The organism is Brevundimonas staleyi (assembly GCF_041893865.1).
In the GTDB taxonomy this organism is placed as follows: Bacteria; Pseudomonadota; Alphaproteobacteria; order Caulobacterales; family Caulobacteraceae; genus Brevundimonas; species Brevundimonas staleyi.
Window position 1 is genome coordinate 2,814,341 of record NZ_CP169082.1, and the last position, 16,168, is coordinate 2,830,508.

Here is a 16,168-nt window from a genome sequence, read left to right on the forward strand (position 1 = left end):
GAACGGCGGCCGAAGGCGCACGGACGGTCGCGGCGGACCGGCTGGAATGGATCGTCTCAAGCGGGGGTCTCACGCCCCGGCGCCCGCGAAGGCGCACGTGAAGCGTGAATCATGGCGCGCGCGATTGCAAGTCCCGGGGTCGGGTGCCCCAGGTGACGCCGGGCGGTGAGTGACGCTTGAGACGTCCGCGCCGCCTTTAGCCGAAGCCTGGACATAACGGCGCGCACCCGGGTCGCGACCAGTCTAGGCGCCGCGCAGCGACCGGTCATCCCTCCCCGGCACAAGCCAGCGCTCGCGGGATCCCTCCACCGGTCCGGCTCACTCCGGACCGGCTCGGGCACGGTCCACGCATTCGATCAGCGCGGCCACCAGGGCCCTCGCCCTCCCCGCCTCAAGATCATGGATATGGGGCCCGTTGAGGCCGCTCCCGCCCGCCGTGTCGATCCGGACCGAGGCGATCCCCATCGCGCGCTGCAAGGGGCCCCGGCGGAGGGTGACGGACTGGATATTCCCAAAGGGGACCGTCCAGTCACGCTGCTTCAGGACGCCCCGCGTCACCTGCAGGCTGGTCTCGGCCAGGCCGTAGCGGTGACACCGCTGACGCGACAGGGCCACGATCAGCGGCACCAACAGGAAAACGCCGAGAAGCCCGACGAGCGGAGTCATCAAGGCCGCTCCCACCAGAACCACGGCCGGCACGGCCACGAAACCGATCAGGCCGCGTTCGGTGTGCCAGCCGGACACCCTCGTCAATCCGGCGGGCTCAAAGGGCGGCAGGCCGGCCAGGGCGACGAGGGGCTCAATCTGCCAAGGCCTTGCGAAGGGGACCAGTTCCTGGCGGCCCGAGACATGGTCGCTTCCCCCCAGGGTCTGGACCTTGAAGGCGCACCAGCCGAGCCGACCGCTCAGCCCCCCTCTCTCGACGAGACCGAGTTGGATCTGCCTTTGGGCCACCACGATCTCGGCGCGGGTCAGCAGACCCCGGCTGTAGCGGAAACGGCCCTCCGCGAACGACAGGCGGAAGTCGTAGAAGCGCAGGATGGTGCGACCGACCCCCGCGAGGAGGCCCAGGGCCAGGACGGACCCGGTCACGCCCAGGAAAAGCCCCAGGCTGGCGCGGGCGGCCACCTCCCGCTCGACCAGACCCAGGACCTCCGACCAGCGCTCCCAATCGAGCCCCAGCCCCTGGCCGGCGTACTGCCCGGCCGCCAGGATCGCCGCGATCCAGAGCAGGGAGAAGTTGAACACCCCGAAATACAGGAGCCGTGCGACGCCCAGCCGATAGAGGACCGGTTCGCTCAGGTCGTGATCCGCCGTCTCAACGGAGCTCTCCGTCGCCTCCCCACGGCCCAGCCCCCGCAGCAGGGCGCGAAGCCGGTGGGCCTCGGCCAGGCTGACGCTGTCCAGCCGCCCCTCGTCCTTGTCCCCACCCCCGGTTTCGATGCGGACCTCCGCCAGGCCGATCAGACGCGCCAGCAGGGTGCGGTTGATCGAGACGTCCTGAATGCGTTCGACGGGGATCGAGCGTCGGGTCCGCTGAAAGAGCCCCTGGGAGATCAACAGTTGATCGGGCCGGACCTCATAGGTGAACCGGGACCAGCGGAGCCAGCTGACCCCCACGATGACACCCAGGATCAGGGTCAGGATCGTCCCCACGACGGCGACGGTCGAAGCCCCGCCCCGCACCGCCGTCAGCACGACCGGCACGGCGAAGATGGCCGACGGCAGGCCCGGCAAGGCCCGGACCAATATGGTGCGGGGATCCAGCCGACGGGGTCCCGGAGCCTCTGCGGGTAAAGCGACCGGCGGGTCGGTCACCAGGGGGTGTCCCCGATCCGGCTCCGGATCGCGTCGCGGATGTCTTCGGCGCGTTCGCGGCGGATGCCGGGCAGACGCACCAGACTGCCCTCGGTCCCGGCGGTGTGGAGGCTGAGCGTCGCCACCCCCGCGCTGCGCTCAAGCGGCCCCTGGCTGACGTCGATGTGCTGGACCCGCGAGACCGGGACCACGGTGTGGGTCCGGACGAGCCAGCCCTGGGCGACGTGCAGTTCCCGGTCGGTGAAGGCATAGCCCCAGCGACGCCAGCGGCGGGGGACCAGGAGGACGACCGACCCGACGGCCAGGGCCGGGACCGGACCGCTGACCCAGCCGAACGGGAGGCCGAGCCGCGCGTGCAGGACACCGTCCACCCCGGTGAGGACCCCCCACAGGACCAGCCAGCCGATCGCGGCGCGGATCCTGAGCACCCGGAGGTAGCCCCTCTCGAGCGGCTGCAGCGGAACGATCTCGAGGGTCATCCCGCCTTATGCCCGTCGCCGGGGTCCGGGCTCAAGCCGGGACGGGCCGGGGCGACGATCGGCGCGGGGACCGGACCAGCAGCCGCCGAACCCGCGCGCGGACGCCGGCGACCAGCCCTGCCTCAGGCCGGGCCCATCTCTCGCGAGGCGAGCGATTCCCGCCGCAGGTGACCTCCCCTTGTGGCGCCCAGGCTTGAGCGCAACACTGGTCTCGCTGGGGGACGACATGGGTGATTCACAACGGGGCCAGGGCGCGATGCTGAGCGCCGCGTCCTGGCCGAACGGCTCGGGCCGCGTCGGCTCGATCCTCGACGCCACGGCCACCGTCGCCCGATGGCTCGGCTCCATCCTGCTGATCCCTTTGGTGGTCCTCGCCTTCGCTGTCCTGGTGGTGGACCAGCGCTACCTGCGGGGCCGCAGCTGGGGCTCGATCCTGGGCACGGCCGACCGCTGACCCCTGCCGACCACCTGAGCCTGGCGCATGGGCCCAGGCACGACAGGACGAGACCGCCCCTTGATGGCCACGGCGCCTGTGATAGGCGTTCAAGGGTCCCTGGGTGTTGGCCGCATCGACTGCGACGGGTCCGACCGTCGTCCCGGTGCCGCGCGAGGAAAGAGCCGTCGATGTCGATCGAGACCCGCGCGTTCACACCCTTCCAGGACCAGAAGCCCGGCACCTCGGGCCTGCGCAAGCGCACCTCCGAGTTCCGCAGGCCCCATTATCTGGAGAGCTTCGTCCAGGCCGTCTTCCTGGCCGATCCGCCCCCGCCGGGGGCCACCCTGGTGGTCGGGGGGGACGGCCGGTTCTTCAGCCCCGAGGCGGCCGAGATCACGGCGCGGATCGCCCTCGCCAATGGCTACGCCCGCGTGGTGATCGGCCAGGATGCCCTGTTCTCGACCCCGGCGGTGTCGGAGGCCATCCGGCGGCTCGGGGCCTGGGGCGGCGTCATCCTGTCGGCCAGCCACAACGCCGGGGGTCCCGACGGCGACTTCGGCGTCAAATACAACACCCGCACCGGGGGCCCCGCTCCCCAGGCCATGGGCGACCGGATCCATGAGATCACGCAAAGCCTGGACCGCTACAGCCTGGTCGAGGGCCTGCCGCTGGACCTCTCCCGGCTCGGAGCGCGGGCGCTCGGCTCCGGCGGGGTGGAGATCGTCGATCCGGTCGGTCCCTATCTCGACCTGCTCGAGACCCTGTTCGATTTCGACGCCATCCGGGGGCTGTTCCAGGGCGGCTTCCGTTTCGCCTTCGACGCCATGAACGCGGTCACCGGACCCTATGCGGTCGAACTGTTCGAGCGACGGCTGGGGGCCCCGGCCGGCACGGTGCTCCGCGGTGAGCCCCTGCCCGACTTCGGGGGCGAGCCGCCCGATCCCCATCTCGACCATCTGCATCATCTGACGACCCGGATGTGGAGCTCGCACCCGCTCGATCTCGCCGCCGCCTCCGATGGCGACGGCGACCGCAACATGATCCTGGCCCCCGGCCGGATGGTCTCTCCGGGCGACAGCCTGGCCGTCATCGCCGCCAATGCCGACTGTCTCCCGGCCTTCGCCGACCGGCTGCCGATCACCGCGGCCCGTTCGATGCCGACCAGCCGGGCCCTGGACCGCGTCTCCCAGGCCAATGGCACGCCCCGGGTGGAGACGCCGACCGGCTGGAAATGGTTCGCCACCCTGCTTGAAGCGGGCCGGATCCAGCTCTGCGGCGAGGAGAGTTTCGGGACCGGCTCGGATCACGTCCGCGAAAAGGACGGCCTGTGGGCGGTGCTGTGCTGGCTCAATATCCTGGCCGCGCGCCGACAATCGGCCGAGGCCCTCCTCAAGGCCCACTGGGAGACCTTCGGGCGGGACCATTACCAGCGTCTCGACGTCGACGGCCTCGACCCGGCCCAGGCCGAGGCGATGATCACGGCCCTGGCCGCCACCGACGCCGAGACCCTGCGCGCCCGGGACCCGTCCGTCGAAAGCGTCACGGTGCTGGACTATGTCGATCCGGTCTCCGGCGACCGGATGGCCGACGCCGGGGTGCGGATCTCCCTCTCAGACGACGCCCGTATCACCTACCGGCTGTCGGGCACCGGCTCTTCGGGCGCGGCCCTTCGGGTCTATATCGAACGCTACGCGCCACCAGGCAGAGCGCTCCACGCTGACCCAGTCCAGCTCCTCGCCCCCCTGGCGGCCACGGCGCTGACCCTGGTCGACCTGGCCCGGTTCACAGGCCGCACAGGCCCCACCTCCATAAGCTGAGGTCGGCTCGGTCGGAAGAACAGCGTCAGGTCGTCATCGGCTTGAGATAGGCCCGATACCAATCCCGGAAGCTCGGGGCCTGAACGAACGCCGGAAAGCGCGTCCCCATCTCTGCGATAAGCGCCGAAGGGGTGACGGCCGAGAGCCCGACGACCTCGGGCGAACGCGGCAGGCGGAACCGGGTGTGATCATGATGGGATCCGACCGCGATGGCACCCAGCACAGGCCCATCGGACGCAGACAGGAAGGACCACATCCAGCGTTGCTGGTGGGTCTCATCGGCATTGCCCCACTCCCGGCTCTCCTGGAAATCGCCCGGAAGCCGGGGCCGGGCCCACAGGCCGCGTGTCTTCAGCAGGGCCCGGACCGGCTGGAACAGCTCCGTGTTCAACGCGCCATAGGCCATGTCCCCGTCTCGGGCGAACCGGTCGTCGAATTCGGCCTGGCGTGACGGCAGGGTGGCCGCCAGTCGATCATCGACCAGACGCTGGATGTCGCGTGCGAGCGTCTCCACGTCCAGAGAGTCCGGCGCGGGGGCCGGGCGTTGCGGCATCATGACGATCTCCTTACAGTGTAAACCTATTTCTCATGATTCATATACAGTGTAAATAGATATGCCCCGTTCGATCGATCAGGCGGCCCAGGCGCGGGCCGAGTTCCGGCGCCTCTGGGGGGTTTCCGAGCCCGGTCGGCCGGGTCCGAGTCCCGGCCGATCCGCCCGCGACATCGCCCGGGTCGGAATGGTGCTGGCCGACGAGGCCGGGTTGGGTGGCGTCACCATGCGGGCCGTCGCCGAACGGCTCGGGGTCTCGGCCATGAGCCTGTACAATCAGGTGCCCGGAAAGGCCGAACTGCTCGAGGTCATGCTGGACGAGGCGTCTGCCGAAACGGCGGAGGGCCTCGCTCAGGCGATGGCCTCCCTTCCTTGGCCGTCACGCGCGCGCACGGTCGCCCGGGCCAATTGGGACAGCTTTTTGCGCCACCCCTGGATGTTGCAGCTCGAAGCCTACCGTCCCGTCCTCGGGCCCGGTGTCATGCTCAAATACGATCTCGAGCTGGCGGCCTTCGAGGGGCTGGGACTGACCGACCCCGAGATGGATCAGGCCCTGGGCTCCCTGCTTGCCCTGGTCCGCGGCTGCGCGGCGACGGCGATCGATGCCGACGCTTCGCTCAGGCGCGGCGACGTGGATGACATGGAGTGGTGGAACGCGCGCAGGCCCCATCTCGAGGCCCTCGGCCTGGAAAAACGCTATCCTCTCGCCACCCGGGTCGGGACCGCCGTCGGCGAACAGGAGAAGGCCCCCTCCTCCCCGGCCGCGTCCCTAGCGTTCGGCCTGGAGGCCTGGATCGCAGGGGTCGAGCGCCGATTGGGCCACGCCTCCGATTGAGGCCCAACCTCAACGCGCCCTTCCGTCCGTCTTCATCAGCCCAAGCCCTCAGAGGTATCCGAGCCACCGGTCGCGCCGGTCGCGTTTGACCCGATCGAACCAGAGCGAGAGCGGGAAGAGGATCGCCATGACGACCGCCCAGGCCACATAGACCCCGAGGTGCCCAAAGCCCCAGCCCTGGGCGATTAGCCGGCCTGGATCGCTGATTGTGTTGAGGAAGGCCGAGGCCGGGACGCCCGTCGCCACGCCGACGGCGAGCGCCAGGCCATGGGCGAGCCAGATGTGGATTAAATAGGTGAACAGGGAGGTGCGGCCCAGCACCCGCAGGCCCGCAGCGACGCGATGGCCCCAGCGGTCCAGGCCCGCGAGCAGCAGCAGAGCCAGGCCCAGCGTGATGAGCCCATAGGCCGCTGAGGGCGGATATTTGCTGGTGTTGATCACGGCAAAGAGGGTCCACAAGGGACTGTCCTGGACGGTCCAGGGTCGCGGGTCGAAGCCATCGAGGTTGAGGCCACGCCCGATCGCGAACACAAGAATGCAGCCGCCAGCCGTCAGCAGCACCCGTCTCTTCTTCAGACCCCGGGCGTCGGTGAGCGCGCCGCCAAGGCCGTACCCCAGGAGCACGATCCCCAGCCAGGGGATTGCAGGATAGGCGACCAGCAGGAAGCCCAATGCCGTCGACGCCGGTCCCGGAATGGCCAGCATCCGCCAGAGGGGCTCGGCGACCCCAAAGGCGGTGGCAGGCACAGAGGCCAGCACGCCCTGGCCGACGAGAATCACCAGCCCGAGGGCGGCCAGAGAAAAAGGCGGAAGTCTGTGAAGGCCGGCGAGCAGAATCAGACCCAGTCCGATCGCCCAGATGACCTGGGCAAAGAGCCACCAGCCGAAGTTGAAGCCAAGGCCGATCACGGTGAACTCCAGGATGATGAGCCAGAGTCCTCGGGTCAGGAGAAAGCGTGACAGCTCGGCGGGGGTCTTGCCACTGGCCTTCTGCAGCCAGACCGAAAGCCCGGCCAGAAAGACGAAGGTCGGGGCGCACAGATGGGTGATCCAGCGGGTCAGGAAGAGGACTGGATCGCCGGAATCCAGCGCCAGGGGATCGGCGGTGAAGGCGGTTCGGTGAAAAAAGTCACGGGTGTGGTCCAGCACCATCAGGGCGATCACCAGACCGCGCAGGGCATCGATGGCGTCGATGCGGGCGCTTCCGGACCGCGTCCGGCCGCCGGAGCCTGGCACCGGCCGCAGCTCGACTGGAGACGGGGTTTCGGGGGGAGCGTTCACAAGGGCCTCCAGGGGACGTGGCCGGCGTTCCGCGAACCGGTCCCGTCCACGGCGCGGGTTCCGCATGCGGAGACGGCCGACCGTGCGGGGCCCGGGCGGGTGCGACGTCGAGGGACGGGTCCTAGCGCGGCCGATGATCGGTTCCGGCACCGGGGGTGATGAAGAGGCAGACGGCCGTTTCGCCCTCCGCCAGGTCTGCTGTGTGCCAGACGCCCGGGGCATTGATCGCATAACCGCCGGCGCGGAGCTCGACACGGACAGGATCGGTCCCTTCTGCCTGCTGGATCAGCGTCAGCCGTCCGCTCAGGCACAGCACGATCTCGGCACCGTGCGGGTGTACCTCCCACTGAGCCCAGCTTCGGTCGAACCCATGCTGCGCCACCAGCCATCCCTCGGCCCCGTCGGCGAGATGGCGTGCGGCATAGGCCAGATACCAGTCCGGCCCGTCGATCGGAGACTGGACGACGGCTGTGCCGCCAGGGCCGAGGTGGATGGGATGGGAGGCGATGTCTGGCATGGGGGCGTCCTGGGCTTGGGCGAAGGGCGGTTGGGCCGGGCCGGGCGGGAGGGATCAGGCGGGGCGGAGGCCCGCCGCCTGGAAGACCGAAAGGATGTGTCCGTCCGGATCGGCGAACTCCGCCGACCAGCCGCCCGGCGCTTCGCTCACGGGCGACAGGATCTCCGTTCCCCGGGCCTCGAGTGCGTCGATCACAGCGGCGATGTCGCCCGTCTTCAGGTCGAAGATGATCACAGGCGAGCCACCTGGAGCGGCCGGCTGCTTGAAGAACAGCATTTCGACCCCGCCGGCGGTCTCCGCCTGGAGCCAGTCGTTGCCGGAGTCATCGTCTCCCATGCTTTGGATCGGCAGCCCCAGGACCTCGCCATAGAAGGCCCGGGTCCTGGCGATATCGCTGACGTAGACGCAGACGGCGCCGATGCGGGTGGTTGCGAACACGGGTGTCCTTTCTGGGGTTCCGGTGAGTGGGATTGGTTCGGAGTCCCCGGAGGGACCCTGGCAAAGGCGGGGCGGGAGCCCTTCTGACGACGACGCGGGGATCGGCGCGGGGCGGCTGGGCCGGCGTGCGAGGGTTGCGCGATCAGGGTCCGGCCTGGGTCTGGAACCAGGAGACGATCGCGGGCATCTCGCGCTCGAATCCTCCGGGAATAAAGAGGTTGAGGAGTTTCGCGGGGGCCCTGGACCGGTTGCGGAAATCGTGGTCGACGCCTCCGGGAATCCGGACGAAGGTACCGGGGAGAACGGTCTGCCAGATCCTGTCGATGAGGATGTCCGGCTTGCCCTCCACCACATAGAAAATCTCGTCATTGGCGGTGTGGCTGTGGGCGCCTCCGCCCTCGAACCCCGGCGCGAGAAGCCATTCCGAGACGGAATAGCCGCAACCGGTTTCCACCTCGTCGGCTTTGAACACGGCGGTCATCCCGCCCATTTCGTATCGTCGTCCCTCCCCGGCTTCGAGAAGGATCAGGTCGCGTCTGTCGGCTGTGACGGTCATGACCGAACTCCCAGGTCGTCCTTGAGCGCCGGAGATCGATCCGGAGCCGGTTCTGGGATTTACGATACGGAACGTAATCTAATTATTCAAGGCGGATGTGCGGGACGACCGGAGAAGCGCCATGGCACCGGCCGCCAGACCCTCGGCGAAAGCGGCGTCCAGGGGCCCGTGACGGACGAGCAGCCGGTAGAAGATCGGGGCGTAGATCATGTCGAGAAGGCGTTCGATGTCCTCGGGTTGCTCCAACTCGCCCCGGCTCACGGCGGTGGCGATGAGCTGTCGACCGGCTTCGCGTCCGGAAAGAACCACCCTGTTGCGAAAGGCCCGGGTCATCTCGCTTTCCGGATCGGCGGCGGCCATCGCCAGTCCAATCTGGCGGCCGCGGGTCGTGCCGAAAGCCTGGACGATCGCCCGGAGGTGATGGGCCAGCCCCTCCTCCAGCGTCCCTGTCGCCGCGCCCGGGGCCTCGGCGTGGTCTTCCATCAGGGCCGCCATCGCGAGTTCACTGGCATTGGCCCAATGGCGATAGAGGGTCGGCTTTCCCACCCCCGAGCGGGCCGAGACCGCATCGATCGTGACCCGGCCGAAGCCCTGGGTCATGAGGATCTCGCGGGCGGCCGAAAGGGCGCGCAGGCGCGCGGCGGCGCTCGGCGGACGTCCTCGGGGCCTTGACTCGGTCTGGCTCATTTCTTTACGCGCCGTAACGTATCAGGATGTGGTTTGCAAACGAGGGTCGGATGACCAGAACGCTCAGTCCCTATCTGGTGACCCGGGACGCCCAGGCGGCGATCGGTTTCTACCAGTCGGCCTTCGGCGCCGTTGAGCTTTTTCGCCTGACCGATCCTGCGGACGGCCGGATCGGCCATGCCGAGCTGAGGATCGACGACTGCCTCTTCATGCTGGCCGATGAGTATCCGGACTTCGGGGCCTTGGGCCCCGATACCATCGGCGGCTCGGCGGTCACCCTTCATCTGTCCACCACCACGGTCGATGCCGATGTCGCCCGCGCCGCCGAGGCGGGCGCGCTTGTCCTGCGCGCGCCGGCGGACCAGACCTTCGGCGAGCGCAGCGCGCTTCTCCTCGACCCCTTCGGGCACCGCTGGATGCTGTCCGAGACGATTGAGCCGCTATCACCCGACCAGATGCAGGCGCGATGGGACGCCAGCACCTCCGCGTGATGTACAGCGGATTGCGTGCGGTTTGGCCCCAGCCTTTGCGGTGAATACGGCTCCCTATCACCGCAAACATCGCAGGGAGCTTCGGCGAAGAGAGCCCCGGTCTGCCGCACGCGCGGTGTCCTGGCATCGGCGACCCATTGCATCGCCGGTCCGAAGTTGAGAGCGTCACTCCCATGGCCGCCGCGCTCGTCGATCCTGTTCGCCTGACCGTTGAAAGCGGGGATGTGGCCCCGCTCTGGCGGTTCGCCAACGCGCCGGACTTGGCCGCCCCGACGGGCCCCCTGCCGCTGGTGGAGCATTTTCGACTGCTGCAGAGACTTTCGCTGAAGGCGGGCGACGAGACCTGTCACCTCTCGCTGCGGCCCCTTGCGATCGGGACGACCGATTTCGTCGTCGAGACCCTGGCCGACGCCGGAGACGTGCACGAGGCCATGAAGCGGATAGCGCGCGCCTACAATGTGGTCCACGGCGGGCATTTCAATCGCGTCGAGCACCGCCGTCACAGCCTGGTCTATGTCATCGACGACCGGGACTTTCCCTACGCCTTTCCCGCGAACTCGCCGGCGGCCTATGCGACGATGGAGGGGGTTCTGATCTTCCTCCACGCCATGCTGTCCCTGGCGGCCGGTCGGAACCTGAGCTCCAAGCTGAAAACCGTGAGGACGCGCCGGCCGCGGCGCACCGCGTTCGACGGATTTCTGTCGTTCTGGACGACGACGGTGAAGACGGGCGGGTCGGTCTATCTGTTGGAGTACGACCTCGACACCGCCGAGATGCCCGTCGCCCTGGCCCAGAGCAAGGGACGCGCCGTCGACGTCTATGCGGCCGTAGAGGCGATGATCCTGGAGCGGGAACAGGCCGCCGATACGACCGACTTCATCGGCCGGGTCGCCGACGTTATCGCGGCCGGCATCGACGACCAGGCCGAGGTGGCCCTGCGCCTCGGCGTCAGCGTCGCCACGCTTCGCCGACGCCTGACCGAGGCTGGAACCGGCTTTCGCCAGCTGCGCGCCCAGGGTCTGAACGACCGGGCCAGGCAGATGCTGGCAGCTCACCGCCATCCGAGCGACGTGGCCGAGACCCTGGGCTTCTCCGATAGCCGCAGCTTCGCCCGCGCCTTCAAGGCCTGGAACGGGGTGACACCCGCGCGCTGGCGTCCTGCTGTGAGCGAATATGTCCTGAAGGATTGAACGCGGCGGTCATAGACCGAAGGCGCGCGCGCTCGCATCGTCCTGAAGCAACGCCGACTGAGATCGGCGGTCGAGACAGAGGGACGGGAACCATGACGATCACCAAGGGACATCCGCGCGCGGGGCGCGCCTCAGGCTGGGGCCGAGCGTTCCTGCTGGGAGCCGCGTCCCTGGCGGCGCTGAGCACGGCGACCGGGGTCCAGGCCCAGGAGGCGGTCCCGACCCAGGCCGGCGAGACCCGGCTGGACGAGATCGTGGTGACGGCCCGGCGCCGGGCGGAATCGCTGCAGGACGTGCCGGTCGCCGTCTCGGCCTTCAGCGAGGAGCGGCTGTCGGACCTTCAGGCCGACGACATCTCGGGCATCCAGTATTCGGTGCCGAACCTCTATCTGGACCGGGGCGACGGGGCCAATGCCGTCGTCTATCTGCGCGGTGTGGGCCAGAACGATTCCCTCGCCTTCGCCGATCCGGGCGTGGGCATCTATGTCGACGACGTCTTCATTGCCCGCTCCCAGGCCGCCTTCCTGGAGCTGTTCGACGTCGATCGCATCGAGGTCCTGCGCGGGCCCCAGGGGACGCTCTATGGCCGCAACACCATCGGCGGCGCCGTCAAGTTCGTCTCCTCCCCGCCACCGGCCACACCCGAGGCCTATCTGGAAGCGGGGATCGGCAACTTCGACGCCCGCATCCTGAAGGGACGGCTCGGCGGGCCGCTGATCGACGGCGTCCTGAACGGCAAGATCGCCTTCGCCTGGTCCGAGCGCGAGGGGTACGCCGAGAACACGATCGACGGCCGGGACGACGGCGACCAGAACAGCCTGGCCGGCCGCATCGCCCTGGACTGGACGCCCACCGACCGGCTGCAGGTCCTGTTCAGCCTGGACGCCAAGCGCGACCGTCCGGACACCTCGCGCAGTCCTGTGCGCGAGACCGCCCTCGTCGGAGCCCTGACGGACGGGACGCTCGTCACCTTCCCGGCCGCGACCGACCCCTATGAGGTCGACGTCAACGCCAACGGCCTGTCGGACCTGACTGGATACGGCGCCTCGGTCACGGTGCGCTACGACCTGTCCGATGCGCTGACGCTAGAATCGATCACCGCCTATCGCGAGATGGATTTCGACCTGAACCTGGACACGGACGGCTCGCCCCTGCCGATCCTGGACATCCTGCTCTTGCAGGACCAGAGCCAGTTCAGCCAGGAATTCCGCGCCAGCTATGACGCGGGCGGGCGGTTCACCGGGACCGCGGGCCTCTATTACTTCAAGGACGACGACCTTTCGTTCTCGGGCGTGGATAACGGCGGGGCGACCATCTTCGGCTTCCCGGTCACCGTATTCGGCTTCCAGACATCCAGCCTTGCGGATACGCGCCAGGAAACGGAGTCGTGGGCCGTCTTCGCCGACGTGTCCTATGATCTGACCGAGCGGTTCTCGATCGGCGCGGGTCTGCGCTACACCACAGAGGAAAAATCCTCGACGCGGCGGTTCGAGAACTTCTTTGATCCGACCGTGTCGGTGATCGACAACGCCCCGCCCTTCCTAGCCGGTCAGGGGGTGGCGGGCACGCCGATCCGCGGCGATGAGGATTTCGACGCCTTCACCCCCAAGGTCTCGCTGGCCTACACGCCCAACGACGACGTGCTGCTGTATGCCTCGGCCTCGCGCGGCTTCAAGAGCGGCGGCTTCGACGGGCGTGCGACCAACGACTTCGCCTTCGAGCCCTTCCGGCCGGAATTCGTCTGGAGCTATGAGGCCGGGGCCAAGATCACCGGCCTGGACGGACGTCTGATCTTCAACGCCGCCTATTTCTACAATGACTATACCGACATCCAGGTGACCAGCTTCGGCTCCGATCCGGTCACCGGCGTCTTCGTCAGCCTGTTCACCAATGCGGCGGCGGCGACCATCCAGGGGCTGGAGTTCGAGCTTGCGGCCCGGCCGACCGACCAGCTGTCGATCAACGCCTCCCTGGGCCTGCTGGACGCCCAGTACGACGAGTTCGACATCCTGGTCGGCGGCGTCGCCACCGACGTCAGCGACCGGGCCCTGGTCAACAGCCCCGAGGTCAACGCCAGCCTGGCCGCGACCTGGGAGCAGCCGCTGGAGAACGGCCTGACCCTGGTCCTGCACGGCGACGCCGGATACCGCAGCGAGATCGCCACCGAGATCACGGACTCGCCCGTCCTGCGCCAGGAGGCCTACACCCTGGTCAACGCCTTCGCCGCGCTCCGATCGACGGACGGCGTCTGGGAGGTCCGCGCCGGGGTCCAGAACGCCACCGACGAGGCCGTGCGGGTCCAGGGCTTCAACCTGGCCGACTTCCCCGGGGTTCAGCTGGGCTTCTACGCCGCGCCGCGCACCTACGACCTGCGCGTGATCTGGCGCTACTGAGCCGGACGATGCTGGACCCCCAATCGCGGGCCCTGCTCGCGGATCTGAACGCCATGACGCGGCAGATGGACATCCGCGGGGCCGACGACCTGGCGGTGGCCGCCCGCGCCCAGGCGGCGGCGATCTTCAAGGCCTTCGCCGGAACCTCTCCGGACGAGGACGGCGTCCGCGCCACCGCCATCACCGTCCAGGGCGGCGACGGCGACCGGCCCGCGCGGCTGTATCGCTCCGAGACCCCGGCGCAAGCGGCGCCCGCCCTGGTCGTCTTCTTCCATGGCGGGGGTTGGGCGGTCGGCGACCTGGACTGCTACGACGGGATGATGCGGGCCCTGTGCCGTCTGTCCGGGGCGGTCTTCCTCAGCCTCGACTACCGCCTGGCGCCCGAGCACGGGTTCCCGGCCGGGCTGGAGGATGCCCTGGCGGCGACGCGCTGGGCGGCGCGCGCCGCCGCCGACCTGGGCTGCGACCCGGACCGGCTCATGGTCATGGGCGACAGCGCGGGCGGGAACCTGGCGGCGGTCGTCGCCCACCAGGCCCGGGAGTCCGGCCCGCGCCTGGCGGCCCAGTACCTCCTCTATCCCGTGATCGACGCCAGTCGACCGCACGAGGCCTATCCCTCGCGCATGGCCCACGGGGACGGCGATCTCTTCCTCAGCCGCGACGCCATCTCCGGGACCCTGGCCTGGTATCTCGCGGCCGGCGGCACGGAGCCGGGCGATCCGCGGGTGTCGCCGATCAACGCCCGGAATCTGTCGGGCCTTGCACCGGCCTATGTGCTCGTCGCCGACCACGACCCGCTGCGCGACGAGGGCCTGGCCTATGCGCGACGGCTGAGCGCCGCCGGGACGCCCGTCACGACAGCGGTGATCGAGGGCACCATCCACGGCTTTCTGACCTTCGGCGACCTGGACGTTTGCCACGCGGCGCGGCGTCGGATCGCCGACGACATCCGTCTGCGGCAAGGCTCGCCCGCCGGCTGATCGGGTTCGACGCGGGCCAACAGGGAGGCTTTGATGTTCACGATTCAGAGACAGAGACCCGGACAAAAAGGGCGTCACTTGCTGGGAGCCATGGTCCTGGCCTTGGGGTTGGGCGCCATGCTGACCGGTCCGGCGACGGCCGGGCCCACGACGCTGGAGGCGACCTACAGCAGCGGCATCCAGAACGGCTGGGTGCGGGTGGAGCGTTGGCGCGACACCACCAGCGCCTTTACCCAGGAGGCCTTTCCTCCCGACGGGCGGGGCGACCAGACCGGCCAGCGCGCCACCTTCTTCGCCGACGCCTCGCCGCATTCCTCGAAATTCCTGATGTACTATGCGCCCGGCTGGAACACCGGCACACGGCCGGTGCCCGTGCTTCTGGTGCATGGCGCCAACCAGGACGCCGACATCGCCTGGGCCGATCCCAACGAGGCGGGCCCCTATGGCTGCGGCCGCTACTCCTGCCCCTCGACGGGCATGATGCAATCCCTGTCCGCAGCGGGACACAAGGTCTTCGCCCTGGGGCTGCCGCACAAGAACGGAGACGGCTATTTCTGGTCCGAACAGATCGCGGACGCCATCGCCATCATCAAGAGCCGCACCGGGGCGACCCAGGTCGATGTCGTGGCCTGGTCCAAGGCGGCGTCCAATGCCCGCATGTACGTCTCGAACGTCCGCAGAAGTTGGGGCACCAACTATCGGGGGGACGTGCGCCGGCTGGTGCTGCTGGGCTCGGCCAACAACGGCATCGACCTGTCGTTCCGTCATGGCTGGACCTTCAGCCTGGTCGTCTATCCAGAGTGCGGCGGCGTCATCAACGGACCGACGCCGCACGACTATCTGATCTGCTACGGGGCGTGGCGCGAAGGGGCGGAGTGGACCTATGGCTCGCCCTATTTCCCCGGCTCGGCGCAACTGCTCAAGCGGTGGGACGCCACCTACGCCCTGCCGACCTATGAGCAGGACTGGTACACCACCTTCCACGGCGGCCAAGGCTTCTACAGCAGTGGACCGGGCATCAACGCCTATCTGGGTGCGTCCCTCGTGAACACGATCCGCAACGCCCCCTCGCCGTCCGGCGTGCGGATTCACAATCTGTGCGGCAACCAAAACGATATCGCCCTGCTGCACAACGAGCACACCGGTCCATCCGATGGAGTGGTGTTCATCCAGAGCTGCCGCGACATCGTCGGCGTGACCAACCATGGCGGCAGCACGACCCTCGCCGTCAATCATCTTGAACTCGGCTGGGAGGCCACCGCGCTCACCCAGGTCCGGTCGTGGCTTGCGGCTGCCTGACCCCTACCTGACGGCCGCACACTCGGGACCGTTCCGCCCGGTGCGGAACGGTCCCGCTTTTTGGCACCCCACCGTCTCCAAGGGCGTGACCGGGTTCAGCGACAGACAGGCCCGGACCCCGCCAAGGTTGGTCGCCTACCCAAGCCCAAAGCGGGGGACTGCGAGCGCAGCGGACGACCTATACGTCACCTGGACGTCAGGAGCGGTCATGAGTCTCTGCCTGAAGCGGCCTGACGACGCCTCCCGCTCGCCTTGCGGCAGCCCATGGCGGCCGCTCCACCCAGGGTCCCCGGCGGCGAATGCGTCTGACGTCCCCTCTGGGTCCGGAGAACTGTTCGCGAGCCCTGGCGCGCGACGACGGCGACGGCCGCGGCCATGCGGGCCTGACGGCCGATTCA

16 protein-coding genes are annotated in these 16,168 nt (G+C 68.8%); 8 read left to right on the top strand and 8 right to left on the bottom strand.

The window, feature by feature from the left end:
• Positions 1–318: 318 nt before the first annotated feature.
• Together ACETK8_RS14425 and ACETK8_RS14430 are read right to left on the bottom strand one after the other, a co-directional pair.
• A complete protein-coding gene (locus tag ACETK8_RS14425) occupies positions 319–1,818 on the bottom strand; it encodes a PH domain-containing protein (RefSeq protein WP_374036527.1) in 1,500 nt (499 codons plus the stop codon).
• On the bottom strand, positions 1,815–2,297 hold the full coding sequence (locus tag ACETK8_RS14430) for a PH domain-containing protein (RefSeq protein ID WP_374036528.1): 483 nt from the start codon (positions 2,295–2,297) through the stop codon (positions 1,815–1,817). Before ACETK8_RS14430 ends, ACETK8_RS14425 begins: the two co-directional genes overlap by 4 nt.
• Positions 2,298–2,523: 226 nt before the next feature.
• Between ACETK8_RS14430 and ACETK8_RS14435 the strand changes: the two genes are divergently transcribed.
• Complete coding sequence (locus ACETK8_RS14435) at positions 2,524–2,751, top strand: hypothetical protein (protein ID WP_374036529.1); 228 nt, start codon at positions 2,524–2,526, stop codon at positions 2,749–2,751.
• Positions 2,752–2,921: 170 nt separating this feature from the next.
• Positions 2,922–4,550: an alpha-D-glucose phosphate-specific phosphoglucomutase gene (locus ACETK8_RS14440; RefSeq protein ID WP_374036530.1), complete on the top strand. Its 1,629-nt coding sequence runs from the start codon at positions 2,922–2,924 to the stop codon at positions 4,548–4,550.
• A 25-nt stretch (positions 4,551–4,575) separates the two neighbouring features.
• Here ACETK8_RS14440 and ACETK8_RS14445 read toward each other — a convergent pair whose 3' ends face one another.
• Positions 4,576–5,106 (bottom strand): DUF6022 family protein, encoded by a 531-nt coding sequence (locus tag ACETK8_RS14445; protein ID WP_374036531.1) that lies wholly within the window; start codon positions 5,104–5,106, stop codon positions 4,576–4,578.
• Between the two features lie 58 nt (positions 5,107–5,164).
• On the opposite strand from ACETK8_RS14445, the gene ACETK8_RS14450 reads away from it, so the two are divergent.
• Positions 5,165–5,938 carry a TetR/AcrR family transcriptional regulator gene (locus ACETK8_RS14450; protein ID WP_374036532.1) on the top strand — a complete coding sequence of 258 codons (774 nt, stop codon included), beginning with the start codon at positions 5,165–5,167 and terminating at the stop codon, positions 5,936–5,938.
• A 48-nt stretch (positions 5,939–5,986) separates the two neighbouring features.
• On the opposite strand, the gene ACETK8_RS14455 is transcribed toward ACETK8_RS14450, so the two are convergent.
• From ACETK8_RS14455 to ACETK8_RS14475, 5 genes are all read right to left on the bottom strand, one after another.
• Positions 5,987–7,219, bottom strand: a complete 1,233-nt coding sequence (locus tag ACETK8_RS14455) for a DUF1624 domain-containing protein (protein ID WP_374036533.1) — start codon at positions 7,217–7,219, stop codon at positions 5,987–5,989.
• Positions 7,220–7,340: 121 nt separating this feature from the next.
• Complete coding sequence (locus ACETK8_RS14460) at positions 7,341–7,736, bottom strand: cupin domain-containing protein (RefSeq protein ID WP_374036534.1); 396 nt, start codon at positions 7,734–7,736, stop codon at positions 7,341–7,343.
• A gap of 54 nt (positions 7,737–7,790) precedes the next feature.
• Complete coding sequence (locus tag ACETK8_RS14465; RefSeq protein WP_374036535.1) at positions 7,791–8,174, bottom strand: VOC family protein; 384 nt, start codon at positions 8,172–8,174, stop codon at positions 7,791–7,793.
• A 142-nt stretch (positions 8,175–8,316) separates the two neighbouring features.
• Positions 8,317–8,730, bottom strand: coding sequence for a cupin domain-containing protein (locus ACETK8_RS14470; RefSeq protein WP_374036536.1), 414 nt, complete (start codon positions 8,728–8,730; stop codon positions 8,317–8,319).
• A gap of 78 nt (positions 8,731–8,808) precedes the next feature.
• Complete coding sequence (locus ACETK8_RS14475; protein ID WP_374036537.1) at positions 8,809–9,417, bottom strand: TetR/AcrR family transcriptional regulator; 609 nt, start codon at positions 9,415–9,417, stop codon at positions 8,809–8,811.
• Between the two features lie 50 nt (positions 9,418–9,467).
• Between ACETK8_RS14475 and ACETK8_RS14480 the strand changes: the two genes are divergently transcribed.
• The 5 genes from ACETK8_RS14480 (at position 9,468) to ACETK8_RS14500 (ending at position 15,770) form a co-directional block, all read left to right on the top strand.
• A complete protein-coding gene (locus ACETK8_RS14480) occupies positions 9,468–9,908 on the top strand; it encodes a VOC family protein (RefSeq protein ID WP_374036538.1) in 441 nt (146 codons plus the stop codon).
• A 173-nt stretch (positions 9,909–10,081) separates the two neighbouring features.
• Positions 10,082–11,098, top strand: coding sequence for a helix-turn-helix transcriptional regulator (locus ACETK8_RS14485; RefSeq protein WP_374036539.1), 1,017 nt, complete (start codon positions 10,082–10,084; stop codon positions 11,096–11,098).
• A gap of 92 nt (positions 11,099–11,190) precedes the next feature.
• On the top strand, positions 11,191–13,491 hold the full coding sequence (locus ACETK8_RS14490) for a TonB-dependent receptor (protein ID WP_374036540.1): 2,301 nt from the start codon (positions 11,191–11,193) through the stop codon (positions 13,489–13,491).
• Between the two features lie 8 nt (positions 13,492–13,499).
• A complete protein-coding gene (locus ACETK8_RS14495; protein ID WP_374036541.1) occupies positions 13,500–14,471 on the top strand; it encodes an alpha/beta hydrolase in 972 nt (323 codons plus the stop codon).
• A gap of 78 nt (positions 14,472–14,549) precedes the next feature.
• Positions 14,550–15,770, top strand: a complete 1,221-nt coding sequence (locus tag ACETK8_RS14500) for an esterase/lipase family protein (protein WP_374036542.1) — start codon at positions 14,550–14,552, stop codon at positions 15,768–15,770.
• The last annotated feature ends 398 nt before the right edge of the window (positions 15,771–16,168 follow it).